Raw genomic sequence first — 25,283 nt, forward strand, 5'->3', positions numbered from 1 at the left:
CCCCTTCATTGTGCCGTATCGGCCGGTCGTGAACATCAGTCCGGCCTTGCGCCGCGTCGGACCGCAGCAGAGGAATCTTGCCGCTGACGGCCGGACAGGCCATCCACGAGGAAACGAGCATGTGGGACTGGATCGCGCGTAATCATCAGGTGCTCGGCGTGGCGGCGAACATCGCGATGCTGTTCGTCTGGATCGCCTATCTGCAGGTTTTCGTCAGCAGCTATCGCCGCCAGAAAAGGCCGAGCATCCTGGTCAACCGGGGCGCCGGGTCCGGGCTCGAGGCCCGGTGTCTGATCAGCAACATGAGCGCAGAGGCGATCTATATCGAGAGTCTCATCGCCACCGTCGAGACGAGCCAAGGGCGCTGGAGCTGCCCGGTCACCGAGCTGCAGGAGGGCCGTTCGGACACGAAGCTCGCGACCCGTCAAGGACCGCTGCAGGCGGGAGAGTTCGTCGACATCGGATCCTTTCAGAGCCTTGTCGAGCCGGTGCTTCGAAGGAACGGGGAGCTGCCGGGCGGCGCTGCTCCGGACGGCCTGGAAGACCTCGTCGCCTTCGAGATGAAGGTGATTGCGGTGCATGGCTCCGACGATCTCCTGGCCGGGGCGGTCCGCCGGTTCGACCTGATCAGGCGCCGGGACCAGTTGCTCCTGAGAGGACACGAGGTCGGGACGCGGCAAATCCGATCCCGCCGCAAGCGGGAGAAGCTTCGCGACGACGTCGAAGCGGATCTGTGACGGCAGTTCCTTGCGAGAGACGGCCGACGGATGTCGGCTGGTCACATCCTTCTCAGCTTACCGCAGACCGAGAGCCCGGCTCTTCGCGCTGTTGATATGCGCGTCGATGGCCGCAACGGCTTTGGCAGGGTCGCGGGTCTCGATCGCCTCGATGACGGCGAGGTGCTCCCGCATCACAGGCATGATGAGAGCCTCGGACAGAAGGGTCTGCTCCTGCCGGATGAGCCGCACCTTGATCGAGTTCACCCGGTAGGCATCGGCAATGATCGCGTTGCCGAGGAACGCGATGATCGTCCAGTGCAGGTCCCAGTCGACCGCCTGAGCACGGGCGACGAGATCGGGCGTGATGCTTTCCTCGTGAACTGCCGCTTCGGCAACGATGCTCTCATGATCCTGCCGCAGGCGCGCAAGGGCCGCGTCGCTCGCCTCTGCCGTGAAGATCGCCACGGCCTCCCGTTCCATGAAGAGCCGGAACTGGAACGCGTCCCGGATCAGGTTCAGGTCCACATGGGCGATCTGCATGCCCCGCTGGGGCACGGTCCTGATGAGGCCTTCCGATTCGAGCCGGGGGACCAGCTCACGGATGGCGGCGAGGGAGAGCCCCGTCAATTCCATGAGCTGGCGCTGGGACACGAACTGGCCCGGACGGATGTCGCGGGCAAGGAGATGGTGGGTGAAGCGGTCATAGGCCTTCTCCCGAAGGTTTGGCCCGTCCCGGCCTGCAGTGGCTTCGTCCATCCTGGTTTCTCGCTAAGCTGCCTTGTCCGTGAAGAGATCGTCGTAGAAGCCGCCGAGCCGTCCGACATCCGCCGCCGGCAGGCGAACCAGCGGAGCGCGCACGTTCAGCCAGGCCTTGTCGCCCGTCCGGCGGGCCAGGAGGGCCTTCACCGCAGGCACCACCGGATACTTCAGCACTTCGTCCACGAGCCGGTTGATTCGCTGATCGTCTTGCCCGTCCATGGCGAGGGGGCGAAGAGCCTCCGGGCAGATATTCGCCAGGCCCGAAATGGCGCCCTGGCCGCCGCGGCGCACGCCTTCGGCGAGATAGCGCTCGTCCCCGATCAGGATCGCGAGATCGCCGTGGGCCGCGAGAAGCCGCTGCGTGTACTCCCAGTTCCCGGACGAATCCTTCACGCCCGCGATCGCGCCTGGGAATTCGCGCTTGATCCGCTCGATGAGTTCAACCGAGAGCGAAACCTGGGTGACCGAGGGGATATTGTAGAGAATGATGTTGCGGGCGGCCGACCCGAGCTTCTGCAGGACTGCGGCAATCCAGGAGAAGACGCCGTCGTCGCTGACGCCCTTGAAGTAGAAGGGCGGTGTCAGCAGAAGGCCTGTGCAGCCGAACTCCGCCGCCATGCGCCCCTGCACCACGGCCTCGTGGATCGATGAAGCGGCAATGCAATAGACCACGCCCTCGCCCTCTATGCCGGCAGCAGCGAGCGCGCCCAGAACCTGCTCGCGACCCGACGTCCCCACGGAGACGCCTTCGCCGGTCGTGCCGAACACCGTAACGCTTGCGCACCCGCTGGCAAGACACCAGCGGGCGTGATCTGCCAGCCGCGGGAGGTCGAGGGCTCCGCTCTCGTGGAAGGGAGTGGTCATCGCAGCGGAGAGGCCGAAGCGGCCGGCGGGCAGGGTCACGGGGAGAGTCCTCGGTTTCGCCCAAGGCTGCAAAGCCTCGGAGCACTGATATGGGAACTGACATGTTAGTCACATGTCAGATGTTTACAAGTCCGCGATGACGGGTGCAGTATGGGAAACAAGAGCGACTTCGATAATGCTCTGAAACAGTCAATCACCGTCGGGAGGACACCAATGCTCGCTTCGCTTTCACGGCGCCTGTTCATGGGAACGGTCGCGGCCGCCGCCATCGCCGGCCTGACGCCGGCCATGGCCGCCGACCCCATCAAGCTTCGCATCTCGACACCCGCCGTGGAGGCGGACTGGCACGCCAAGATGCTGCCTGTGTTCAAGGAGGAACTGGAGAAGGCGGCTCCGGGCCAGTTCGACGTCGAGATCCATCTGAACGGAACTCTCTTCAAGCAAGGCACCGAGCCCGCGGCCATGCAGCGCGGCAACCTCGAGATGGCGATGATCTCCGCCTTCGACATCGCCAAGCAGATTCCGGAATGGTCCATCTTCACGGCCGGTTACCTGCTGCGGGATCCCGAGCACCAGGCGAAGGTCTTCGAGAGCGACATCGGCAAGGAAATGTACGGCCTCGTCGAGGACAAGATGAGGATCAAGATCCTCAGCGTGGGATATCTCGGCACCCGTCAGCTCAACCTGAGGACCGAGAAGGAAGTCAAGACGCCGGCCGATCTCGCGGGCGTGAAGCTCCGCATGCCCGGGTCGGATACCTGGCTCTTTCTCGGCAAGGCGCTCGGAGCCAATCCGCTCCCGGTCGCGTTCGGCGAAATCTACACCGCGCTGCAGACGGGCGCCATCGACGGCCAGGACAACCCGCTCCCCACGGTCCGGGCGGCCAAGTTCTACGAGGTCACGAAGCAGATCGCCCTCACCGACCATCTGGTGGACGCGATCTTCCTCTCGCTGGCCGGCTCCACCTGGGACAAGCTCGACGACAAGCAGAAGGCCGCGGTCATGGGTGCCGCCAAGGCCGCCGTGCGCTTCAACAACGAGAACCGCATCAAGGAGGAGGCCCAGCTTGCCGACTTCTTCAAGTCGCAAGGATTGAAGGTCTACAAGCCCGACGTGGAAGCCTTCCGTCAGCAGGTGCAGAAGGCCTACCTCGAATCCGATCTGTCGAAGTCCTGGCCGAAGGGCATGGTCGATCGCGTGAACGCGATCAAGTAAGCCGGTCATCCCCTGTCGAGCGGATGCTCCGGCCGGCCTCCGTCTGTGCCGAAGCATCCGCTCGGAATTCCACGCTTCTCAATCGAGCGCTTTCTTGAGCGCCGCCGCCTTGGGCTGCCGCTTCTTCACGGCGCTCACCCCGGGAGCTTCGATGCAATCTGTTCGCGCCCGTCTCCGCTTCCTTGCCGAACTGGTCTCCGTGCTCCTGTTCGTGGCCATGTTCGCAGCGTTCCTGCTCCAGGTGTTCACCCGGTACGTCCTCAACGACCCGGTCGCGTGGACCCAGGAATTCGTGCTGATCGCATATATCTGGATCATCTTCTGGTGCGGGGCGTTCCTGCTGCGCGAGCGGGAGCACATCACCTTCGACATGGTCTTCATGTCGCTGCCTCCCGCGCGGAGGCGCTGGCTCGCGGTTGCGCTAACGATCCTGATCGGGATCGCATTCGTTGCAGCCATTCCGGGAACGTTCGACTACGTTTCCTTCATGGAAATCGAGAGGAGCCCGGTCATCGGGATCCGCTTCGATCTCCTCTACTCCATCTTCGTCGTGTTCGCGGTCGCGGTGGTCATCGGTGCCGTGGTCCGTGTCCGGCGCCTTCTGGGGCGCTCCTGGGGAGATGAGCTCCGACGCGAGGGGGAGATCGAGCCGTGAGCACGGTCTTTATCCTCACCCTCGTCGTCTTCTTCGGTCTGGCCGTTCTGGGAATGCCGGTCGCATTCGCGATGTTCGTCGCCTCCATCGGCTATCTGATCGTGACGGGCCGGGACGTGGGGCTGTTCGGGGAGCAGATCCTGAATGGCCTCTACGATTCCTTCGTGCTGCTCGCGGTGCCGCTGTTCATTCTCGCCGCCAACATCATGAATGCGAGCGGGGTGTCCGACCGGCTCTTCATGTTCTGTCAGGCCCTCGTCGGGCGCTTCCGGGGCGGTCTGGCGCAGGTCGACATTCTCGTCAGCATCATCTTTTCGGGCATGTCGGGATCGGCCATTGCGGATGCGGCCGGGCCTGGAAAGCTCGTCACCCAGATGATGATCAAGCAGGGGCGCATTCCGCCGGGATTCGCGGTCTCGGTGGCGGCCTCCTCGGCAACCATCGGGCCCATCATCCCTCCATCGATCCCGATGGTGATCTATGCGGTGGTCTCCGACACGTCGGTGGGCTACCTATTTCTCGGCGGGATCATTCCCGGCCTCGTCATGGGGCTGTCCCAGATGGCCTTGGTGGGCTTCGTGGCCCGCAGGCGAAACTTCCCCCGGGGGGAAGGCATTCCGCTCAGCGAATTGCCGCGCACGACCTATCGGGCCTTCCCGGCGCTCCTCATGCCAGTCATCCTGCTCTCCTGCATCTATGGCGGAGCGACCACGCCCACGGAAGCCGCCGCCATCGCGGCAGCCTACGCCCTCGCTCTCGCGGTGTTCTTCTACCGCGAGCTCTCGTGGAAGGAGGCGTTCAGCGTCCTGGTCGATTCCAGCAAGGCGACCAGCGCGGTGGCGCTTCTCATCGCGGGCGCCCTGATCCTCAACTACATCGTCGCCTCGGAGCGTCTTCCCGAGCAGATCGGCCGGCTTCTCGGGGATCTCGACGTATCGCCGCTCGTCTTTCTTCTCCTGGTCAATCTGCTCTTCCTTCTGCTCGGGTGCCTCTTCGACGCCACGACCATGCTCCTCGTTCTCGTACCGCTGTTCCTGCCGGCGGCCCGGGCGCTCGGCATCGATCTGGTGCATTTCGGCATCGTGATCGTCGTGAACATCATGATCGGGATGATCACGCCCCCCTACGGCGTTCTGCTCTTCGTCATGAGCGGCCTGACCGGTATTTCCCTGCGCGACATCATTCGCGAGATCTGGGCCTTCATCGGCATCCTGATCGCGGCTCTCCTGCTGATGATCTTCGTGCCGGATGTCGTGCTCTGGTTGCCGCGCTACTTCGGATACAACGGATAGGCCGGACCGGCCTGTCCACAACGAACGGAATCTTCGCATGCCTGCCGAGACAATCCCGACGACCCTGCTGGGACGCACGAATCTTTCCGTCTCGAAGATCTGCTTCGGCACCTCCTCCCTGGGAGACATGCCGGGCACCTATGGCTATGGCGTCGACGAGGAAAGAGCGCGGGATACGATCACGGCCATCTTCCGCGGCCCGGCGAACTTTCTGGATACGTCCCGCATCTACGGGATGGGACGCAGCGAAGAGCGGATTGGCGACGTCATCCGCCAGCGCGGCGGGCTCCCTCAGGGATTCGTCGTGTCGACCAAGCTGGACCGCGACCCGCAGACGAACCGCTTCGATGCCGCCCAGGCGAGGCGATCCCTCGACGAGAGCCTGAAGGCGCTCGGTCTCGAACGCATCGACATTCTGCATCTGCATGATCCGGAACACGCGGATTCCCTGGAAGGCACTTGCGGCCCGAAGGGCGCTCTACCGGAACTGTTCCGAATGAAGGAGGAGGGACTGGTGAAGGCCGTCGGCCTTGCGGCAGGCTCCGTCGACATCATGATGCCGCTCCTGCGGGATTGGGATTTCGACGTGCTGATCACCCATAACCGCTTCACCCTGACCAACCGCAATGCCGACGCCATGATCGACTTCGCCCGATCGAGGGGCATTGCGGTCCTGAACGCGGCCCCCTACGCCGGCGGCGTCCTTGCGAAAGGATCGAGCGCCTATCCACGCTACGTCTACCAGGAAGCCTCGGAAGAGGTGCTGGACCCTGTCCGGCGGATCGAGGCCATCTGCGCCAGGCACGGCGTTCCCCCGGGCGCGGCCGCCTTGCAGTTCTCGATGCGCGACGAGCGGATCACGTCCACCATCTGCGGGGTCAGCAAGCCTGAGCGGGTCGAGCAGACCATCGAATGGGCGTGCTGGCCGATCCCCGACGCGATGTGGGAGGAACTGGCGTCGCTCCCGTTCTCCACCGAGGATCCGGAAGCGAACCGCCAATACAATCCGGGATGATCATTGCCAGGCACGAGGTCGCTGCGGCCGGATCGTCGGGCTCCCGCTGCAACCATGCGTGTCAGCCCGACGAAGGCCGGTCACCCATCACGTCATGAACGTGCTGGACGAGTTCCTCGACGAAAGCCGGATCGTTGATGTGGTGGGGGACACGAACGATCCGGTGCGTCTCCGATGCCTGGAAACTCCGCTCGAGACTCGCGAACAGCGCCTCATTCGCGGCGGGATCGAAGAATGGCTGCCCTGGGGCATCGAGCATGGACAATCCCCCCTCCGGGATCAGGAGGCGCACCGGAGCTCGGGACCGGTTCAGCTTCCCCGCCAGCCATTCGCCGATGGCTACCATTTCGTCCGCGGATGTCCGCATCAGCGTGACATGGGCGTTGTGCGAGTGGAGGAGGCGTCCGCGATAGCGTTCCGGGACAGTATCCATGGCCCAGAAATTGACCATGTCCAATGCGCCGCACGAACCGACCCACGGCACGTCCGCACGAGCAACGGCCTCGAAACGGTCCGGCCCGGCGCTGCATACGCCTCCGAAGAGGTAGTCGGCAGCTTCGGTGGTCGTGACGTCCACGACCCCCCGGAACAGGCCGGACGCCGTGAGCGCCTCCAGCGCCCGCCCTCCCGGGCCGTTGGCATGAAACACCTGACAGTCGAAGGTGCCGGAGAGGGAGGCCGTCAATTGCTGGACGCAGGGCGTGGTCACGCCGAACATGCTGATCCCGATAGACGGTTTGTCGTCACCGGTCTCAGGAATGTCCCTTACCATCATTCCGGCGAGCGCATGGGCCGCATTGCCGAGGACGACGCGGGACACCCGGTTCAGTCCCGCGATATCGGTGACCGGGAACATCATGATGATGTCGCTGACGCCGATGAAGCGCGAAATGTCGCCCGATGCCAGTGTCGACACCATGACCTTCGGCATGCCGATCGGGAGGCGCTGCATCGTCGGCGTGATGATGGCGGTGCCGCCGGACCCCCCGAGACCGATGATCCCGCCGACATCCGTGCAAGTCCGCATAAAGGCTTGAAGCGCATCTCTCATCGCATCGACCGCGATGCCGCGCTCACCTGCCCGAAAGACGGCATCGACCCCGTCCGGATGATGAGAGGCGACCGTCTCGGCCGGGACGTCGGCATCCGCCGAGGACGATTTGGTCCCGACATCCACCAGGACCGTCGGGATCCCTGCACCCCGCAGCAGGGCTCCGACATAGCGGAGTTCCTCAGCCTTCGTATCGAACGTGCCGACGATATAGGCCTTTCCTTTGCTCGGAACGGTCGTCATGAAGCACCGCGACGCCTCGCTTTGGCCACTTCCGCAGCGCCCTCGAAGGCAAAGCGGAACGTGTCCGTCACCCGTCCCACGAGGTCTTCCTCCTGCTCGGGCGGGGTATCGAATTCAGCCCACCATTCTCCAAAGGTCTGCCGGCTTTCCGTCACCGGGCGAAGCCGCATCTCGGATACGTAGTTCCACAGGGGAATCGATGCCGCGATGATGGTGTAGCAGCAAAGGTGTTCGCGATCCGACAGGCTCAGGAGCTGCTCGCGGATGTAGTCGTCCCCCTCTTTCGTCCTGAAGTTTCGGACACAGCCGATCCTGTCGGCCGGCCAATCGTTCTCGATATGACTGTCCTTGAAGAAGCGATGGTATACCGGCAGGGCGTTGAAATCGCGCAGCACGTTCCACGCCTCATCAATCGTGACGTCCATCACTGCGCTCACGTAGACGCGGGGCATGCAGCCTTCTCCCTCTGGCCAATTTCCATGGAAAGGTTCTTGAACGTGCGAATGTGCTCCGTGAGGGCGATTTCGGTCGGCAGGCGCTCCATGCTGCTGGCGCCGTAGAAGCCGTTGCAGTGCTCGCTGTTCTCGAGGACATAGACGACATCCTCGGGAGTCGCGATGGGGCCGCCATGCGCGATCACGATGACGTCCTTGCGGACCTTCCGAGCGGCCTCGGCCCACTCGTCGATCAGTGCGACGGATTGCTCAAGCGTCTTCGAGGTCGTTGCTCCGATCGTCCCTCCAACCGTGACGCCCATGTGCGGCACGATCAGATCGGCACCGGCCTTGGCCATCTCGACAGCCTCGTCGGCGCTGAAGACATAAGGGGTCGTGAGGAGATCGAGTTCGTGAGCCTGGCGGATCATGTCGATTTCCGATGCGAACTGGATTCCGGTCTCCTCCAGGCTGACCCGAAAGGTACCGTCGATGATCCCGACGGTGGGAAAGTTCTGAACGCCCGAGAAGCCCATTTCCTTGAGCTCCCTCAGGAGCACCGGCATGATGGCGAAGGGGTCGGTCCCGTTCACGCCTGCGATGACGGGCGTGTGCCGGACGACGGGGAGGATCTCGCCGGCCATTTCCTTGACGATCTGGTTCGCGTTGCCATAGGCGAGCAGACCCGCCGAGGAGGCGCGTCCGGCCATGCGGTACCGCCCGGAATTATAGACGATGATGAGATCGATCCCTCCCGCCTCTTCGCATTTTGCGGAAATTCCGGTGCCGGCTCCGCCGCCGATGATGGGCTCGCCTCTCCGGACCATGTCCTGGAAGCGTTCGACCAAGGTTCTTCGCTCAAACCGAGCCATATTCTTTCCTGGGAATGAGTAACTGGATCACGCCCTCACCTCCTTTCGAGGCGAGAGGCTGTCGGAGATGCCGCGCTTCGGTTGAGCCGGAGCGCGGCATGGTAATCAGCCGGATTTATTCACAAGATAGCACTTGCTCTGATCGAGAGGCTGGAAAGCCCGTTCGGCCGGAATCGTGTCGACCAGCTTGAGATAGTCCCAAGGATACTTCGACTCGGAAGGAGCCTTGACCCTCCAGAGATACATGTCGTGGACCATGCGGCCATCGACGCGGATCTTGCTGTCCTTGGCGAAGAAGTCGTTGATGGGCATTTCCCGCATCTTGGCCGAGACGGCGTCCGGATCGTCCGTGCCGGCCGCCTGCACGGCTTTCAGGTAGTGCATTGTCGACGAATAGTCTGCCGCCTGGCTCATGTTGGGCATGTTGCCCACACGGTCGAAGTAGCGCTTGGCGAAGGACCTCGTTTCGTCGTTCATGTCCCAGTACCAGGCATTCGTGAGCAGAAGCCCCTGCGCGGTCTCGAGGCCGATCGCGTGGACGTCGTTGACCCACAACAGAAGAGCAGCGAGGTCCTGATCCTTCGTGATCCCGAACTCCGCGGCGGCCTTGATCGCGTTGATCGCGTCGCCGCCGGTCGAGGCAATGCCGACGATCTTCGCCTTGGATGTCTGCGCTTGCAGAACGAAGGACGAAAAATCCGTCGTGCCGAGCGGATGCCTCGCGGACCCGAGCACACGCCCTCCGGCTTCCCGAACGACCTCGGAAACCTGTTGCTCGAGCCCGATACCGAACGCGAAATCGACCGTGAGGAAGAACCAGGTATCGCCGCCCTGCTCGACGACGGCCTTGCCGGTGCCGTGAGCGAGCGAGTAGGCGTCATATGCGTAATGCACCGCGTAGGGCGAGCACACCTGGTTCGTGATGCCCATGTTCGACGAGCCGTTCACGATGATATGACGCTTCCGCTCCTTCGCGAGGGTCGCGACCGAGAGTGCAACGGCAGAATTGGAAAGGTCGGCGATCAGATCAACGCCGCCCGTGTCGAACCATTGGCGAGCAGTCGCGGAGCCGACATCCGGCTTATTCTGATGATCGGCGAAGATGACGTCGATGGGTTTGCCAAGAACTTTCCCTCCGAAATCTTCCGCTGCCATTTTCACGGCTTCGACGGCACCCTTTCCGGCCAAGTCGGAATAGACGCCGCTCATATCCGTCAGCACGCCGATCCTGACCACGTCGTCGGAAACGGCGTTCGATTGTGCTGTTGCAGGCGTTACTGCCAGCGGCAGAAGTACTGACGTCAAAAGGATGCTTTTGAGACTTACGGCCATCGTTTCCTCCATGATGATTTTTGTTATCTTGAGCGGAAGTTTGGCAGTCGAAGAACACGGAAGCCATGGTCGTAGCGCACGAGAAGCTACTCGAAACACACATTGTCGGCGCCAAGACGCAACAGTGGATCGTACGCGACGATACCTGCCCGCTTCTCCGCCAACGGCACATCGCGCATGTCGGGGTCGGCGACGCGGCCACGCCCTATCGCATCGTCAGGACGAAGCTCAGCGGCGCCTATCTGCACGGATCGCTCGGCGGCGAAGGACGAATGTTGCTCGACGGCCGCTGGCGACCGCATCGAGTGGGGATGACGACTTTCGCTCCGGCCCACGTTCTGCACGCCTTTCACGCCATTCCGTCGAGGCGGTGGCAATATTGCTGGGTGCGCTTCACGCCTTCGTCGCCCTTCTCGATGATCAGCGCGGTCGCTCCGCTTATGGCGCGCTTCGACCCGGAGCCGCTCCGGCACGCGATCATGGGGCTCGTTCATGAAGTGGAAGGCGCTCGCGATATCGGCACGTGCGGTCTCTGGATCGATCTCATCGAGCGCTACGTCGACCTGTTCATGGAGCCGTGGCGCCGGGAAAAGCGGCTATTGTCGCTCTGGAGCGTCGTCCAGCAGGACCTCTCGCGAGACTGGACGCTGGGCGAGCTCGCCGACCTGGCAAGCATGAGTGGCGAGCACCTGCGCCGGCTGTGCCACCGGAGCCTCGGACGGAGCCCGATCCAGCAACTTGCGGTCCTGAGGATCCAGCACGCGGCCCATCTCCTGGCGACGACGGACGTGAAAATCGAGCTGATCGCGAACCAGGTCGGCTATGAGAACCCGTTCGCCTTCTCGAACAAGTTTCAGCAGATCACGGGCATCAGGCCGTCGCAGTTCCGCAAACACAAGAATCGCATAACCGCCTCATAGGATTCCCGACCCGATTCTTCCTGCGGTTTGCCTTGTGCCTGGAGCGTTTCTCGGCGAAGTGGATCCGGCTCGCCGTCAAAAGCGCGGCACGACGAGGAAGAGAGCCGATTCCATGCAAATGGAATCGGCTCTAGCTCCGCCCCCGCGCCTCGATGGCCTCCGCCAGCCCCAGCACCCGCCTCGCCATCTCCGCATGAAGCCGCTCGACCATGCGGCCCCCGATGGCGAGAGCGCCCTTGTCCGCGTTCTCGGGCCGCTCGAAGGCGGCGATGAGGGCGCGGGCCGTCTCCACCTCGTCCGGCGACGGCGCGAAGACCTCGTTGGCGACGGCGATCTGGCCGGGGTGGATGACGCTCTTGCCGTCGAAGCCGCAATCGCGTCCCTGCTCGCATTCGGCCCTGAAACCGGTTTCATCGGAAAGATCGTTGTAGACCCCGTCCAGCACATCGATGCCGTAGGCGCGAGCAGCGGCAAGCACCTGCATGAGCCAAGGCATCATGGCGGCGCGGCCGGGCAGGAGGCGGGCGCGGGTTTCCTTGGCGAGATCGTTGGTGCCGAGAACGAAGCAGGACAGACGCGTATCCACGTCGAGGGCGGCGCTGGCGATGTCCTCGGCCTTCAGGACCGCGAGCGGCGTCTCGATCATGGCCCAGACCCGCGTGCGCTCCGGCGCCCCGTGCCGGCGCAGGCGGATGCCGACGGCCACCAATGCCTCGGGCGAGGAGACCTTCGGCACCAGCACCGCATCCGGCGCCGCCTGGGCCGCGGCCGCCAGGTCGTTCTCGCCCCAGGGGGTATCGAGGGCGTTGATGCGGATCACCACCTCGCGCGCGCCGTAGCCGCCCTGCCGGACGGCATTGCAGGCCTGCTCGCGGGCCGCCGCCTTCAGGTCCGGCGCCACCGCGTCCTCCAGGTCGATGATCACCGTGTCGGCCGGCAGGGTTCTGGCCTTTTCCAGCGCCCGGGCGTTGGAGCCCGGCATGTAGAGCGCGCTGCGGCGCGGGCGGATCGGAGTCATGGCTTCCCTCTCGTGCGGTAGCCTGCGATTTAAGGGCCCCGGTCGTGCCGCATCAAACGAAATCGAGGAGGCCGCTTCATGTGGGTTGCCGGTGTGGACGGATGCCGGGCAGGCTGGATCGCGGCTCTCATGATCCCCGACGAACCGTCCTCGTGCGTTCTGCGTCTCGCTCCGGCGCTTGCGGACATCCTCGACGGGCCGGAGAAGCCGCAGGTCGTGGCCGTTGACATGCCCATCGGACTGCCGGAGCGGACGGAGGGCTCGGGCCGGGTGCCCGAGCAGCTCGTGCGCCCGCTCCTCGGCGAGCGGCAATCCTCGGTCTTCGCCATTCCGTCGCGGCGGGCCGTCTTCGCGCCGGATTACGGCGAGGCCTGCGCCCTTGCCCTCGCTACATCGGAGCCGCCGCGGAAGGTCTCGCGGCAGGGCTTCAACCTCTTCCCCAGGATCCGCGAGATCGACGCACTGCTCCAGGCGCGCCCCGATCTCGTTCCGCGGATCTTCGAGGTGCATCCCGAGCTCGCCTTCTGGGCGCTGAACGGCCGGAAGGCGCTTCAAGAGCCGAAGAAGGTCAAGAGCCGGCCCCATGAGCCGGGCCTCGCCCTGCGGCGCTCGCTCCTGGCCGGAGCCGGGCTTCCCACGGACCTGATCGGCGCGAAAGCTCCCCCGGGTGCCGGCCCGGACGACCTGCTCGATGCGCTTGCGGGCTTGACCGTGGCCCTCGACATCGCGAGAGGTGGGGGACAACCTTTTCCCGATCCGCCCGGCCGTGATGCCCACGGCCTGCCCGTCGCCATCTGGACCCTTCGCAACTGATGCTCATCTCCCGCTCCGACATCCAAGCCGCCCATTCCCGCATCGCCTCCCATATCCGCCGCACGCCGTCCTGGACGCTGCGCGGCGCCTTCGGCCATGACGGCCCGGTCAGCCTGAAGCTCGAATTCCTGCAGCATGCGGGCTCGTTCAAGACCCGTGGCGCGTTCAACACCCTGCTGAGCCAGAAGGTGACGGAGGCGGGGGTGGCGGCCGCCTCGGGCGGCAACCACGGCGCCGCGGTAGCCTATGCGGCAAAGCGGCTCGGCATGAAGGCGCGCATCTTCGTGCCGGAAATCTCGAGCCCCGCGAAAATCGCCGTCATCCGCTCGCATGGGGCCGAGGTAGTGATCGGCGGCGCGCGCTATGCGGACGCGCAGGAGGCCTGCGACCTCTACGTGGCCGAGAGCGGGGCGCTGCGGGTCCACCCCTTCGGGGCCGAGACGACCATTGCGGGCCAGGGCACCGCCGGCCTCGAATGGGAGGAGGACGCCCCTCCCCTCGACACGGTGCTGGTCGCGGTCGGCGGCGGCGGTCTCATCAGCGGCATTGGAAGCTGGTGGAATGGCCGCGTGAAGGTGGTGGGCGTCGAACCCAAGGGCTCGCGCGCGCTCCACGCGGCGCTGGAGGCCGGACGCCCGGTCGACGTGGACGTGGATTCGGTCGCGGCCGATTCCCTGGGCGCCCGCAACACGGGCGATCTCGTCTACGCGATCTGCCGTGAGACGGTGGACCACGTGGCCCTGGTCGAGGATCCGGCGATCCGCGAGGCGCAGAGGCTGCTCTGGCGCGACTGGCGCATCGCCACGGAGCCCGGCGGGGCTGCGGCACTGGCGGCCCTCGTCTCGGGCGCCTACAGGCCGGCCCCGGGCGAGCGGGTCGGCGTGCTCCTGTGCGGCGCCAACGTCGAGCTCCAGCGCCTCTCCGAACTCGTTCCCTGAGGCCCGACTCCCGTGAGCCTGCTCGAACTCGCTGCCCAGAACCTGCTCTCGCCGATGGTGCTGTTCTTCGCGCTGGGGCTCGCGGCGGCCCTGGCGCGCTCGGACCTGACGGTGCCGGAAGCCGTCGCGAAGACGCTCGCGCTCTACCTGATGCTGTCCATCGGCTTCAAGGGCGGCGCGGAGATCGCCGCCAGCGGCGTCACGGCGCGCATGGTCGGCGTGGTGCTCATGGGCATCGCGCTCTCCTTCGCGATCCCGGTCATCGGCTTCCTGATCCTGCGCGCCGTTTCCCGCCTGTCCCGGGTAGACGCGGCGGCGGTGGCGGCGCATTACGGCTCGATCTCCATCGTCACCTTCATCGCGGCGACCGAGGTCGTGCGCGGGCAGAACATCCCTTTCGAGGGCTATCTCGTCGCCGTCGCGGCCGTGATGGAGACGCCCGCCATTCTGTCGGCCCTGCTCCTCGCCCGGAAGGGCCAGGAGCGGAGCGGCGGGAACGGTGGCAGCCTCGGCTCGCTCCTGCACGAGGTCGGCCTCAACGGCTCCGTAGTGATGCTGGTGGGGTCGTTCCTCATCGGCTGGGCCACGGGCCAGAAGGGCCTGGGGATGATCGCCCCCTTCATCGTCGATCCGTTCCGGGGCGTGCTCTGCCTGTTCCTGCTCGACATGGGCCTGGTGGCGGGACGCGGCATGCGGGAGGGGGCCCGGCACCTCTCCCCGCCCGTTCTCGGCTTCGGCATCGTCATGCCCCTGCTGAGCGCGGCGCTCGCGACCCTGGCGGCCCTTCCGCTGGGCCTGTCGCCGGGCGGCGCGGCCCTGTTCATCACCCTTGCGGCCTCGGCCTCCTACATCGCCGTGCCGGCCGCCATGCGCCTCGCCCTTCCCGAGGCGAAGCCCGCGATCTATCTCACCCTGTCCCTGGGCGTGACCTTTCCGTTCAACCTGTCCCTCGGCATCCCGCTCTATATGGCCCTGGCCGGGCTCGTGGCAGGATAGGGGCTTCACCCTCAAGAGCGCAGCCGTTCCATGCAGACCCACCTCAAGAAGCGCGTCGAGATCGTCGTCGAGTTCCCGGTCCTCCGGCGCCTCCTGGACCGGCTCGACCGGGCCCAGGTCACCGGCTACACGGTGGTCCCGGCCCTGGCAGGCCGGGGGCATGACGGCCCCTGGAGCAGCGAGGGCCTGGCAGGCGACGCGGGCCGCATGGTGATGGTGGTCTGCATCACCGACCCGACGCGGCTCGACCCGGTGCTGGAGGAGGTCTACGCGGTGGTGTCGCGCCAGATCGGCATCGTCGCCGTCTCCGACGTCCAGGTGATCCGCGCCGAGCATTTCTGACATCGCTGGCCGGTGGCGGCAGGTCTGGCGCTGCCGGGCCGGATGACCTATCAATCGCGCCGACCGAAACCGTCTGCGACCCGAAGGAGCGTCTCCCATGTTTCCATCGCGCCTGACCGAAGGCTACCGCGCCTTCCTCGACGATCGCTTCGCGCGCGAGAAATCCCGTTACGAAGCGTTGGCCGAGCAGGGCCAGTCCCCCGAGGTGATGGTGATCAGCTGCTGCGACAGCCGGGTCTCGCCGGAGGTGATCTTCGACGCCAGCCCGGGGGAGCTCTTCGTGGTGCGCAACGTGGCCAACCTCGTGCCGCCCTACGAGACGGGCGGCGAGTATCACGGCACCTCGGCGGCCCTGGAATTCGCCGTGCAGGCGCTGCGCGTGAAGCACATCGTGGTGATGGGCCATGCCCGCTGCGGCGGCATCCGCGCCTTCGCGGACGACACCGCCCCCCTGTCGCCTGGCGACTTCATCGGCCGCTGGATGACCCTGATCGCCCCCGCCGCCGAGCGCCTCGGCCCGCGCCGGGAGAGCCTCGACGACTACGTGGCGAAGCTCGAACTCGCCGCCATCGAGAACAGCCTCAACAACCTGATGACCTTCCCCTGCGTGCGGATCCTGGTCGAGCGCGGCAAGCTCCAGCTCCACGGCGCCTTCTTCGGGGTCGCTTCGGGCGTGCTGATGGTGCGCAACCCGGAGACCGGCGCCTACGAGCCGGCGGTGGCGGACATACCAGAGAAGGTGTCGATGATCCGGTGCAGCTGATGGGCGCCCGGGCGGACGACGACCCATCGCCGGCGGCAAGGTGCCGCATGGGGCCGGTCTAGGCCGTATGGTCTAGGCCGCAGGCCTGCCGGAACATGTTTGGCTGGGAATGAATGTGCTGATGCAACGTCCTTATTAACTGCCAGACAACATCAGGTGTTGATTGGTATTATATAATGTTACCGATTGCCTCTTACTGAACGTGAGGGGCATCTCAGATGACGCAATATATTTCGACGGTGGTCACGACCGAGGTCATTGCCTCGGACGATGACCCGAATGTGGTGGTCACTTCGACCGGCTCGATTCTTACAGAAGACGCAAACGGCATCAGCAACACCGGAAACTCGGCAAGCCATGCCAGGATCGACGGCTCGGTCTATGCAGCCGACACCGGCATTGTCTTTGCACACGATGGAAGTTCCGTCCGCGTCTCCGCCTCCGGCGTCATCGACAGTCATACGGCCGGCGTTCATCTCAGCGGCAGAGACAATACCCTGACAAATGCAGGTCAGATCCGCGCCTCCGATACCGGCGATCTGGCAGGCGGAATTCTCAATTCAGGCGTTTTCCAGAATTTCGGCGGCAATTCTGTCATCAACACCGGAATGATCACAGGCTTCTACGGCATTCGCGCAGGGCTTGAGGGATATCAGAACCAGATCGTCAACAGAGGTGTCATTTCAGGCACCTATGCTGCAATTGACCTCAACCTGGCAAACACACTGACCGGCAGCGATGTTCGTGCATCGGCCGTCGACCCTTCCCAATACGGCGTCTTCAACGACGGCGACATCATCGGCGGGACCATCGGAATCATTGGGCAAGGGCCGATGCGGGTGGTGAATTCGGGTTTGATCCAGGGGGGAACCATCGCCGTCGATTTGTTCAGTGGGCACGATGAGCAATCGACCCTGACGAATTCCGGGACCATCATCGGGGCTACTGCCTTCAAGGGCGGTTCGGGACGCGACCAAGTGTTCAACACCGGACGCATGGAGGGCAACCTGCAGTTCGGCAACGGTGCCGACCTCTATGATGGCCGCGGAGGTGTCGTGACGGGCCTCGTCTCACTCGAAAGAGGCAACGATACAGATCACGGGGGTAACGGCAGCGATAACTTCGTCGGTGGCGACGGAAGTGACAGCCTCTTCGGCCATAGCGGAGACGACATACTCACCGGAGACGGCGATCTCCTGTTTCGCGGCGACGATCTCCTGGATGGCGGCGAGGGCGCGGACCAGATGGCAGGCGGTTTCGGCGACGACACCTACGTTATCGACAATGCGGGCGACGTCGTGACGGAAGCTGCGGACCAAGGAACCGACACCGTCAGGACCACGATTTCCTACACCCTCGGGGTCAACGTCGAAAATCTCGTCCTTACTGGTACGGAACGGCTCGACGGCACGGGCAACGAGCTCGCCAACGCGATCACCGGCAATGACGGCGACAACCGCCTCGACGGCGGCGCCGGCGCAGATACCCTGATCGGCGGCGAGGGCAGCGACATCTATATCGTCGACGATGGCGGCGACGTGGTGCAGGAAGCGGCGGACGACGGAACCGACACCGTCCGCGCTTCGGTGAGCTTTACGCTCGGCGCCCATGTCGAGCACCTGCAGCTCACGGGCACCGGCAACCTTGACGGCACCGGCAGCGAAGGCGCCAACACGCTCACGGGCAATTCGGGCAGCAATGTGCTGCAAGGCGGAAAGGGCGACGACACGCTGGACGGCGGCGCGGGCCAGGACAAGGCCCTCTTCTCCGGCGCGATCTCCGACTACACCGTCATCCGAAACCAGGACGGCAGCGTCACGATCGTCGACAAGCGGGCAGACGAGGACGGCACGGACCTCTTGCGCAACATCGAGTTGGTGCAGTTCAGCAACGGCACGCTCTCGCTGGAGAACCAAGCGCCCGCGGCCCCGGCCGGCAGCTTCGTCGTCAACGAGGGCAAGGCGGCCGGCACGGTGGTGGCGAACCTGGCCGAAAAGGACGCGGACGGCGAGACGGTGACCTACACCTTCGAGGGCGGCGGAACGGTGAGCGCCGACAGCCGCTTCAAGATCGTCGGCAACCAGATCCTGGTGAATCAACCGTTCGGCGTGGACGAGGACGACACCGTCACCTATGCAGTGCGCGCCTCCGACGGCAAACTGACCACCGACGGCGGCGTCACCATCACGGTCCGGAACGTTGCGACCGGCGGCAACGCCCCGCCGGATGAGCCATCGGGCAGCTTCAGCATCGACGAGCGCTCCCCGGAGGGCGCAAGCGTGGCGACGCTCACCCGGACGGACGATGAGGGCGAAACGGTGACCTACACCTTCGCCGACGCACTTGCGGGTTCGAACGGCCTGATCAGCGCCGACGAGCGGTTCAAGATCGTGTTGGGCAACCAGATCCAGGTCAATCAGAACATCGAGGTTACGGCCGACGAGCCGGTCGATTACGAACTCATCGCCTCGGACGGCGAGGCCACTGCGAACGGCACCGTGCGGATCACCGTCAACAACGTGAACCGGGCGCCTGACATCGCGGCGGTGGAGGCCTCGGAGAACGGCACGGGCGGCACGGGCGACCACGCCGGCAAGGTCGTGGTGGCGGAGAATGCCGGGGCGGGCGTCATCGCCTCGACCACGGCGTCGGATCCGGACGGGCAGGCGCTGACCTATTCGCTGGGCGGCACCAACGGCACCTACGACGGTCTGTTCTCGATCAACGAGGACACCGGCGCGATCAGCGTGGCGAACGCCGAGCGCCTGGCTGTTGACCAGGACACGGACTACACTCTCACAGTGGTCGCCTCGGACGGTTCGGCCTCCGACACCCAAACCGTGACGGTGCGGGTGACGAACGTGAACCAGACGCCCGTCAACAATGCTCTATCGGCTCCTGTCCTAACCGGCACCGTAGCGGCGGAATATGCGGCGGCCGGTTCCCTGGTCGGCACGCTCTCGGCAGTGGATGAGGCTCCCGGCGCGCTCACCTATCAGCTCCTCGACAATGCGGGCGGGCGCTTCACCCTCGCCAACGGCAATCAGATCCTGGTCGAGAACGGCTTCAAGCTCGACTTCGAGCAGGCGGCCTCGCACAAGATCAAGGTTCGGGTCAGCGACGGCACCCACATCGTCGACCAGGATCTCGTGATCAACGTCACCGACGTGAACCCGGAGGTCACCGCCGGTTCGGCCGATCACGACGTGTTCTTCGGCGGCGCCCTCGACGACCGGCTCTCCGGCGGCGGCGGCCACGACACCATCGGCGGCGGCGCGGGCAAGGACAAGCTCTACGGCGGCAAGGGCAAGACCAGCAAGGATGCCTTCGTGTTCGACACCAAGCTCACCAGCAAGAGCGTGGCCAACCGGAACAAGGACAAGATCTACGACTTCGGCTCCAAGTACGACAGCCTGTTCTTCGACGATGCGGCCTTCACCAACAAGACCATCGCCAAGTACCTGAAGAAAAAGAACGCCTCGCTCGACAAGCCGGCCAAGCTCAAGGCGAGCTACTTCAAGAAGGGCAGCAAGGCCACGGACAAGGACGACTTCTTCATCCTCAAGGGCAAGAAGCTGTACTGGGACGTGGACGGCTCGGGCCGCAAGGCCATGGTGGAGATCGCCAGCTTCAAGCTCCAGAAGAAGGAGGGCGAGACCCTCACCCACAAGGACTTCTTCTTCATCTGACGGCTTCCACGTCGCGACATGAAAAAGGCCGGGAATGGGCTCCATTCCCGGCCTTTCGCTTTGAAGGAACGTGAGGCTTACGCCGCTTGCTTCTTGGCAGGGAGCAGGCCGCGGTTCACCATCGCCTCGGCGATCTGCACCGCGTTGAGGGCCGCGCCCTTGCGCAGGTTGTCGGAGACGCACCAGAAGGCGATGCCGTTCTCGACGGTGATGTCCTCGCGGATGCGGGAGATGTAGGTGGCGTCCTCGCCGGCCGCCTCGTGGGGCGTGATGTAGCCGCCGGGCTCGCGCTTGTCGATCACGACCACGCCCGGCGCGGAGCGCAGGATCTCGCGGGCCTCGTCGGCGGTGATCGGCTTCTCGAACTCCACGTTCACGGCCTCCGAATGGCCGATGAAGACCGGCACGCGCACGCAGGTGGCGGTGAGCTTGATCTTGGGATCCAGGATCTTCTTGGTCTCCGCCATCATCTTCCACTCTTCCTTCGTGAACCCGTCCTCCATGAACACGTCGATATGGGGGATCAGGTTGAAGGCGATGCGCTTAGGAAACTTCTTCTCCTGCACGTCCTGCAGCGAGTAGAGCGCCTTGGTCTGGCGGTCGAGCTCGTCCATGCCGTCCTTGCCCGCGCCGGACACGGACTGGTAGGTCGAGACGACGACGCGCCTGATGGTGGCATGGTCGTGGAGCGGCTTGAGCGCCACCACGAGCTGCGCCGTGGAGCAGTTCGGGTTGGCGATGATGCCCTTCTTCATCTCGCGGACGGCTTCCGCGTTCACCTCCGGCACCACCAGCGGCACGTCGGCGTCGTAGCGCCAGGCGGAGGAATTATCGATCACCACCGCGCCCTGGGCCGCGATCCTGGGCGACCATTCCTTCGAGATCTCGCCGCCGGCGGACATGAGGCACAGATCGATGTCGGAGAAATCGTATGTGTCGAGGGTCTTCGCCTTCAGCGTCTTGTCGCCGAAGGAAATTTCCGTTCCCTGACTCCGGCGCGAGGCCAGCGCCACCACCTCGTCGGCCGGAAAGGCCCGCTCGGCGAGGATGTCGAGCATCTCGCGGCCCACATTGCCTGTCGCGCCGACGACGGCCACCTTGTAACCCATTGGACTTCTCCTGTTGTCGCTCTCCCCGGTATATAGGAACCCTCGATCGGGGTGTCGCCTCTCGCCCCGACGGGAGAGAGGACCGGGGACGACGAGGCTACTCGGCCGTTTTCACGGCCGTCGTGACGGTTTTCGTTTTGCTCGTCGTGGTGTTGAGCAGCGTCATTGCCATCGTCCATCCGAAGACCCGGGTCGCCGGGCTTGGGTTGTCAGCAACACACCAAAGACCGGATTTCGTCAAGCGATCTCTTCGCCACAAGGGATTTCCGCCGCAGGCACGCCGGCCGAAAGGTCGAAGCGGCCGACGCCCAGGGCACAGGCGTGGTCGCCTCCCCGGCCCCGGATCAGCGCCGCGACGGCGGGCGCATCGGCCGGTTCCGCAAGGCGGATCAGGGGCGGGGTCATGGGGGTGCTCATGGGTAGCGTGCCGTCGGTTCTTAACCTTCCGTTTACGTTGCTTAGCGAAAGCTTTCGAACATTCGCAAGCGCTACTGTAGAACATGCGGTTAGACCCCGACGTGCAGGTTCGATCACAGCACCATGCGACAGGCCATCATCGACGATTGGGACGAGGACGACGCGCCCGACGATTGGGACGAGCGCTCGCCCCGGCGTGTGCGCAGGCCCCTGCCCTGGCTGCGGACCATCCTCCTGTCCGGCCTGAGCATCGGCGTCCTGGTCTATCTGGCGCAGAACCAGGAGAAGACCGAGGCCCCACGGCCCATCGGGGCGATTCCCGCCTCCGTCCTGATCGCGCCCCCGCCCCAGTGGCGGCCGATCTCGGCCTCCCCTCCCCTCTACGGCATCGACCAGGACACCCTTCCCCTCCGCGTCCAGGCGCGCGAGCATGTGAGCGGCGGCCGCGAGGACACGCTGGTCCTGGGCGGCTTCGGCGAGGCGGGACACGGGCGCATCAGCGTCGTCCAGGGCTTCACCGAACCGTCCCGCAGCTTCTTCGTCGACATCGTGCGCCGGGCGGCCGAGGCGGGCCTGTCCGTGACCCGCGACGCCCAGAGCCGTCTCGTTCCCACGAAATTCGGGCCGGTCGAGGCCGCCGCCGTGACCCTGGCGGGCGCCTCCGAGCAGGAATGCCAGGCTTTCCGCTTTGCGGACCCGGAGGCGAATTTCGCCTTTCAGGGCTGGCTTTGCGGCGGCGGTGAACAGGCCGTGGACGAGGCGCAGCTGGCCTGCCTCATCGACAAGGTGTCTCTCCTGCGAACAGACGATCCTTCCCTGAAGGCGATCTTCGCCCGGGCCGAGGCCCAGCGGGCGCAGACCTGCGGTCCCGGAGCGCGGACCGCCTCCCTCGGCGTCAGGAATCCGGGCCGACCGTAACCGCGACCCGGTGCATGACGTTGCAGCCGTAGCCGTTCGGGTTCCAGCCCGCGGCCCGGAACGGCTGGGCGCGGCCCTCGGCATCGGTTGCGCGGGCGACGATCTCGTAATAGCCGTCCCCCGGCAGGGTCAGCGCCGCGCTCCAGCGCACCCAGTCGAAGCGGTTGCGCTGGGGCTTGAGCGCCGCTGCGATCCAGGTCGCGCCGCCGTCGAGGGAAAGGTCCACCCGCGCCACTTGGCCGTCGCCCGCCCAGGCCGCGCCGCGCACCTCGACCTGCCGGGTGCCCGGAGGAAGACGGCTCTGGTCGGCGGGCGCCGTGACGATGCTGCGCACGGGCATCGATTCGAGCACGCGCAGCGCCACGCCTTTCACGTCGGAGCCCGGGGCGACGGGATGGACCGGCAGGCGGTAGGACAGGCCGGTCATGCCTGGGCCGTCGTGCTCCCGGTCGCGGATCCAGATGCGCTCGAGCCATTTCTGGCTCAACGATCCCGGCCAGCCCGGCACCACGAGGCGCAGCGGCCCGCCATGCAGGAAGGGCAGCGGCTCGCCGTTCATGGCGAAGGCCAGGAGCGTGTGCTCCTCCAGGGCCTTCGCGATGGGCATTCCACGGGAGATGGAGGGTGTGGCGTGGCTGCCGGTCTTGTCCGGATCGGCTCCGTAATGGGCGGTGTGGAGCGCGGTCTCCTTCAGCCCCGCCGCACGCAGCACGTCCGCGAGGGAGACGCCGGTCCATTCGGCGCAGCCGACGCCGCCATTCGTCCAGGGATTGCCCTCCGCCGGAGGCTCGTAGAAGGAGCGGCCGTTGCCGCCGCATTCCAGCACCATGCGGAAGGTCTTGACCGGAAAGCGGCTCTTCAGCTCGGCCAGGGTGAGGTCGAGCGGACGCTCCACCTCGCCGTCCACGGTGAACCGCCACGCGTCGGGCTCCGGCGCCGGCTGCGGCAGCAATCCGTTGTTGCGCACGAAGAATCGTTCGACCGGGGTCGTCTCGTCGTCCAGAAGCTCCTCGGGCGTCTCGGCCACGAGGGGCGTGTCTCCCAGAACGGTCAGGCGATCCTTGCCGGGAAGCCGGAGGTCGTGGCGCGGGCGGTCCATCATCGGCAAGGGCTCCCATTGTGACGCTAGGTCAATGTGGGAACAAAATAATCGAAGGCGCCTTGTTCTGTCAGCCCGCCGGTCGTGGTGGCGGGCGCCATTTTCGGAGATTGAACATGCGCCGCTTCGCCGTCATCGGTTTGGCTTCGCTGGCTGCGGCCTCGGCTTTCTCGGTCGCGGCCGAAGCGCAAACCGAACGTCCGCTGGTCCTGCGCGTCCAGCCCCGCAGCTTCCTGGATCCGGGCAACGTCGTGGCCCCGAACTCGATCAGCCCGGGCGCCTCGGGCTACGGGCAGGTCCAGTCCTATCTGAACAGCCCGCCCTATGCGCCGGCCGGCGGCCAGTTCGGCATGGGCCTTCTGCCCGATCCGATCACCAACGGCCCCTTCGTGGGCGCGAGCAATCCTTTCGCGGATATCGACACGACAGGGTCGATCCGCTGACGAAAAAGCCCCGGACGATCCGGGGCTTTCCATTCGCGCAGTGTTGTAGGTTTAGGAGCGGGCTTCCAGTTCCTTGATGATCGCGTCGCCCAGATCCTGGGTGCCGACGGCGTTCATGCCCGGGCCCGCGATATCCTTGGTGCGGGTGCCGGAGGCCAGCACGCGGGCGATGGCGTCGTCGAGGCGGTCCGCCTCTTCGAGCAGGCCGAAGGAATAGCGCAGGGCCATGCCGAAGGAGCCGATCATGGCGACGGGGTTGGCGAGGCCCTTGCCGGCGATGTCCGGCGCGGAGCCGTGCACCGGCTCGTAGAGCGCCTTGCGGCTGCCGGTCTTGGGATCCTCCGCGCCGAGCGAGGCGGAGGGCAGCATGCCGAGCGAGCCGGTGAGCATGGCGGCGATGTCGGACAGGATGTCGCCGAACAGGTTGTCGGTGACGATCACGTCGAACTGCTTCGGATAGCGCACGAGCTGCATGGCGCAGTTGTCGGCCAGCACGTGCTCGAGCTCCACGTCGGAGAACTCCCCCTTGTGGATGCGCGTGACGACCTGGCGCCAGAACACGCCGGTCTTCATCACGTTGAATTTTTCCGCCGACGAGACCTTGTTGCGGCGCTTCCTGGCGAGGTCGAAGGCGACCCGGGCGATGCGCTCCACCTCCATGGTGGTGTAGACCTGCGTGTCGACGGCGCGCTGCGAGCCGTCCTCCAGGGTCACGATCTCCTTCGGCTCACCGAAATAGACGCCGCCCGTGAGCTCGCGCACGATCATGATGTCGAGGCCCTCGACCACCTCGCGCTTGAGCGAGGAGGCGTCCGCCAGCGCCGGATAGCAGATGGCCGGGCGGAGATTGGCGAAGAGGCCGAGATCCTTGCGCAGGCGCAGCAGGCCCGCCTCGGGGCGCACCGCGTAAGGCACGCTGTCCCATTTGGGACCGCCGACCGCGCCGAAGAGCACCGCATCGGCCTCCTGGGCCTTGTCCATGGCGGCTTCCGAGATGGCCGCGCCGTGGGCGTCGTAGGCCGAGCCGCCGACGAGATCCGTCTCGGTCTCGAAGCCGACGCCCCGCTTGCGGAACCAGCCCACGATCTTCTCGACCTCGCGCATGACCTCCGGGCCGATGCCGTCGCCGGGGAGAAGGAGAAGCTTGTGCGTTGCCATGGTGGGGGTGTCCTCGCTCGAAGTGGCTCGTGGAACCCGGAAGCGCATCCGGGCGACCATGCGCGGGTTTAGGCGCGGGAGCCCAGGCTTGGCAAGCGCTTGTCGCCTTGGCCGTTAGGCGGAGGACGCATGGCCGGGGCGGGGCGGGGGGGGCGGGGCCCGCCCCCCCGGGGGGGGGTTTTGACCAGAGCCCCAGCCCCCCCCAGGCG

25 protein-coding genes are annotated in these 25,283 nt (G+C 65.4%); 14 read left to right on the forward strand and 11 right to left on the reverse strand.

The genetic code is table 11. The features are described 5' to 3' along the window. The first annotated feature begins 77 nt into the window (after positions 1-77). On the forward strand, positions 78-737 hold the full coding sequence (locus LGR44_RS05565) for a hypothetical protein (protein WP_226738132.1): 660 nt from the start codon (positions 78-80) through the stop codon (positions 735-737). Between the two features lie 57 nt (positions 738-794). On the opposite strand, the gene LGR44_RS05570 is transcribed toward LGR44_RS05565, so the two are convergent. Further along, a complete protein-coding gene (locus LGR44_RS05570) occupies positions 795-1,475 on the reverse strand; it encodes a GntR family transcriptional regulator (RefSeq protein ID WP_226738134.1) in 681 nt (226 codons plus the stop codon). A 12-nt stretch (positions 1,476-1,487) separates the two neighbouring features. Beyond that, positions 1,488-2,381 carry a dihydrodipicolinate synthase family protein gene (locus LGR44_RS05575; protein WP_377032127.1) on the reverse strand — a complete coding sequence of 298 codons (894 nt, stop codon included), beginning with the start codon at positions 2,379-2,381 and terminating at the stop codon, positions 1,488-1,490. Between the two features lie 174 nt (positions 2,382-2,555). On the opposite strand from LGR44_RS05575, the gene LGR44_RS05580 reads away from it, so the two are divergent. From LGR44_RS05580 to LGR44_RS05595, 4 genes are all read left to right on the forward strand, one after another. Beyond that, positions 2,556-3,557: a sialic acid TRAP transporter substrate-binding protein SiaP gene (locus LGR44_RS05580; RefSeq protein WP_226738136.1), complete on the forward strand. Its 1,002-nt coding sequence runs from the start codon at positions 2,556-2,558 to the stop codon at positions 3,555-3,557. Positions 3,558-3,708: 151 nt separating this feature from the next. Next, positions 3,709-4,212, forward strand: a complete 504-nt coding sequence (locus LGR44_RS05585) for a TRAP transporter small permease (RefSeq protein WP_226738138.1) — start codon at positions 3,709-3,711, stop codon at positions 4,210-4,212. After that, positions 4,209-5,504, forward strand: a complete 1,296-nt coding sequence (locus LGR44_RS05590) for a TRAP transporter large permease (protein ID WP_226738140.1) — start codon at positions 4,209-4,211, stop codon at positions 5,502-5,504. The genes LGR44_RS05585 and LGR44_RS05590 overlap by 4 nt, the downstream gene beginning before the upstream one ends. Positions 5,505-5,541: 37 nt before the next feature. Beyond that, the gene (locus tag LGR44_RS05595) at positions 5,542-6,519 is read left to right on the forward strand and encodes an aldo/keto reductase (RefSeq protein ID WP_226738142.1); all 978 of its coding nucleotides are present in this window, start codon (positions 5,542-5,544) and stop codon (positions 6,517-6,519) included. Between the two features lie 61 nt (positions 6,520-6,580). Here the strand turns inward: LGR44_RS05595 and LGR44_RS05600 are convergent, their stop codons facing one another. From LGR44_RS05600 to LGR44_RS05615, 4 genes are all read right to left on the reverse strand, one after another. Further along, entirely contained in the window at positions 6,581-7,813 is a 1,233-nt protein-coding gene (locus LGR44_RS05600; RefSeq protein ID WP_226738145.1) for a Tm-1-like ATP-binding domain-containing protein, read from the reverse strand. After that, complete coding sequence (locus LGR44_RS05605; RefSeq protein WP_226738147.1) at positions 7,810-8,265, reverse strand: SRPBCC family protein; 456 nt, start codon at positions 8,263-8,265, stop codon at positions 7,810-7,812. Before LGR44_RS05605 ends, LGR44_RS05600 begins: the two co-directional genes overlap by 4 nt. Then, on the reverse strand, positions 8,247-9,119 hold the full coding sequence (locus LGR44_RS05610) for a phosphoenolpyruvate hydrolase family protein (protein ID WP_226738149.1): 873 nt from the start codon (positions 9,117-9,119) through the stop codon (positions 8,247-8,249). Before LGR44_RS05610 ends, LGR44_RS05605 begins: the two co-directional genes overlap by 19 nt. Positions 9,120-9,224: 105 nt before the next feature. Beyond that, positions 9,225-10,451, reverse strand: coding sequence for an ABC transporter substrate-binding protein (locus LGR44_RS05615; protein WP_264196366.1), 1,227 nt, complete (start codon positions 10,449-10,451; stop codon positions 9,225-9,227). Positions 10,452-10,516: 65 nt separating this feature from the next. Between LGR44_RS05615 and LGR44_RS05620 the strand changes: the two genes are divergently transcribed. Next, positions 10,517-11,371 carry a helix-turn-helix transcriptional regulator gene (locus LGR44_RS05620; protein ID WP_226738153.1) on the forward strand — a complete coding sequence of 285 codons (855 nt, stop codon included), beginning with the start codon at positions 10,517-10,519 and terminating at the stop codon, positions 11,369-11,371. Between the two features lie 130 nt (positions 11,372-11,501). On the opposite strand, the gene LGR44_RS05625 is transcribed toward LGR44_RS05620, so the two are convergent. Then, positions 11,502-12,389: an HpcH/HpaI aldolase/citrate lyase family protein gene (locus LGR44_RS05625; protein ID WP_226738154.1), complete on the reverse strand. Its 888-nt coding sequence runs from the start codon at positions 12,387-12,389 to the stop codon at positions 11,502-11,504. A gap of 78 nt (positions 12,390-12,467) precedes the next feature. On the opposite strand from LGR44_RS05625, the gene LGR44_RS05630 reads away from it, so the two are divergent. From LGR44_RS05630 to LGR44_RS21925, 6 genes are all read left to right on the forward strand, one after another. Beyond that, positions 12,468-13,202: a DUF429 domain-containing protein gene (locus LGR44_RS05630; protein ID WP_226738156.1), complete on the forward strand. Its 735-nt coding sequence runs from the start codon at positions 12,468-12,470 to the stop codon at positions 13,200-13,202. Next, positions 13,202-14,140 carry a threonine/serine dehydratase gene (locus LGR44_RS05635; protein WP_226738158.1) on the forward strand — a complete coding sequence of 313 codons (939 nt, stop codon included), beginning with the start codon at positions 13,202-13,204 and terminating at the stop codon, positions 14,138-14,140. Before LGR44_RS05630 ends, LGR44_RS05635 begins: the two co-directional genes overlap by 1 nt. 12 nt (positions 14,141-14,152) lie before the next feature. After that, entirely contained in the window at positions 14,153-15,136 is a 984-nt protein-coding gene (locus LGR44_RS05640; protein WP_319004813.1) for a sodium-dependent bicarbonate transport family permease, read from the forward strand. 30 nt (positions 15,137-15,166) lie between these two features. Beyond that, positions 15,167-15,478 carry a DUF190 domain-containing protein gene (locus tag LGR44_RS05645; protein ID WP_226738160.1) on the forward strand — a complete coding sequence of 104 codons (312 nt, stop codon included), beginning with the start codon at positions 15,167-15,169 and terminating at the stop codon, positions 15,476-15,478. A 97-nt stretch (positions 15,479-15,575) separates the two neighbouring features. Continuing rightward, positions 15,576-16,241, forward strand: coding sequence for a carbonic anhydrase (locus LGR44_RS05650; protein WP_226738162.1), 666 nt, complete (start codon positions 15,576-15,578; stop codon positions 16,239-16,241). A 218-nt stretch (positions 16,242-16,459) separates the two neighbouring features. Continuing rightward, a complete protein-coding gene (locus LGR44_RS21925) occupies positions 16,460-19,930 on the forward strand; it encodes a cadherin domain-containing protein (RefSeq protein WP_319004814.1) in 3,471 nt (1,156 codons plus the stop codon). A 77-nt stretch (positions 19,931-20,007) separates the two neighbouring features. Here LGR44_RS21925 and LGR44_RS05665 read toward each other — a convergent pair whose 3' ends face one another. Both LGR44_RS05665 and LGR44_RS05670 read right to left on the reverse strand, forming a co-directional pair. Continuing rightward, positions 20,008-21,039 (reverse strand): aspartate-semialdehyde dehydrogenase, encoded by a 1,032-nt coding sequence (locus LGR44_RS05665; protein ID WP_226738165.1) that lies wholly within the window; start codon positions 21,037-21,039, stop codon positions 20,008-20,010. A gap of 237 nt (positions 21,040-21,276) precedes the next feature. Further along, entirely contained in the window at positions 21,277-21,444 is a 168-nt protein-coding gene (locus tag LGR44_RS05670) for a hypothetical protein (protein WP_226738167.1), read from the reverse strand. 135 nt (positions 21,445-21,579) lie between these two features. Between LGR44_RS05670 and LGR44_RS05675 the strand changes: the two genes are divergently transcribed. Next, on the forward strand, positions 21,580-22,374 hold the full coding sequence (locus tag LGR44_RS05675; RefSeq protein ID WP_226738169.1) for a hypothetical protein: 795 nt from the start codon (positions 21,580-21,582) through the stop codon (positions 22,372-22,374). Here LGR44_RS05675 and LGR44_RS05680 read toward each other — a convergent pair. Further along, the gene (locus LGR44_RS05680; RefSeq protein WP_226738171.1) at positions 22,352-23,476 is read right to left on the reverse strand and encodes a sulfite oxidase; all 1,125 of its coding nucleotides are present in this window, start codon (positions 23,474-23,476) and stop codon (positions 22,352-22,354) included. The two genes, LGR44_RS05675 and LGR44_RS05680, sit on opposite strands and share 23 nt — an antisense overlap. A gap of 113 nt (positions 23,477-23,589) precedes the next feature. On the opposite strand from LGR44_RS05680, the gene LGR44_RS05685 reads away from it, so the two are divergent. Then, on the forward strand, positions 23,590-23,916 hold the full coding sequence (locus LGR44_RS05685; RefSeq protein WP_226738173.1) for a hypothetical protein: 327 nt from the start codon (positions 23,590-23,592) through the stop codon (positions 23,914-23,916). A 51-nt stretch (positions 23,917-23,967) separates the two neighbouring features. Here LGR44_RS05685 and leuB read toward each other — a convergent pair whose 3' ends face one another. Further along, positions 23,968-25,074 carry a 3-isopropylmalate dehydrogenase gene (gene leuB / locus LGR44_RS05690; protein WP_226738175.1) on the reverse strand — a complete coding sequence of 369 codons (1,107 nt, stop codon included), beginning with the start codon at positions 25,072-25,074 and terminating at the stop codon, positions 23,968-23,970. Positions 25,075-25,283: the final 209 nt, after the last annotated feature.

Source organism: Microvirga lenta (assembly GCF_020532555.1).
Taxonomy (GTDB): domain Bacteria; phylum Pseudomonadota; class Alphaproteobacteria; order Rhizobiales; family Beijerinckiaceae; genus Microvirga; species Microvirga lenta.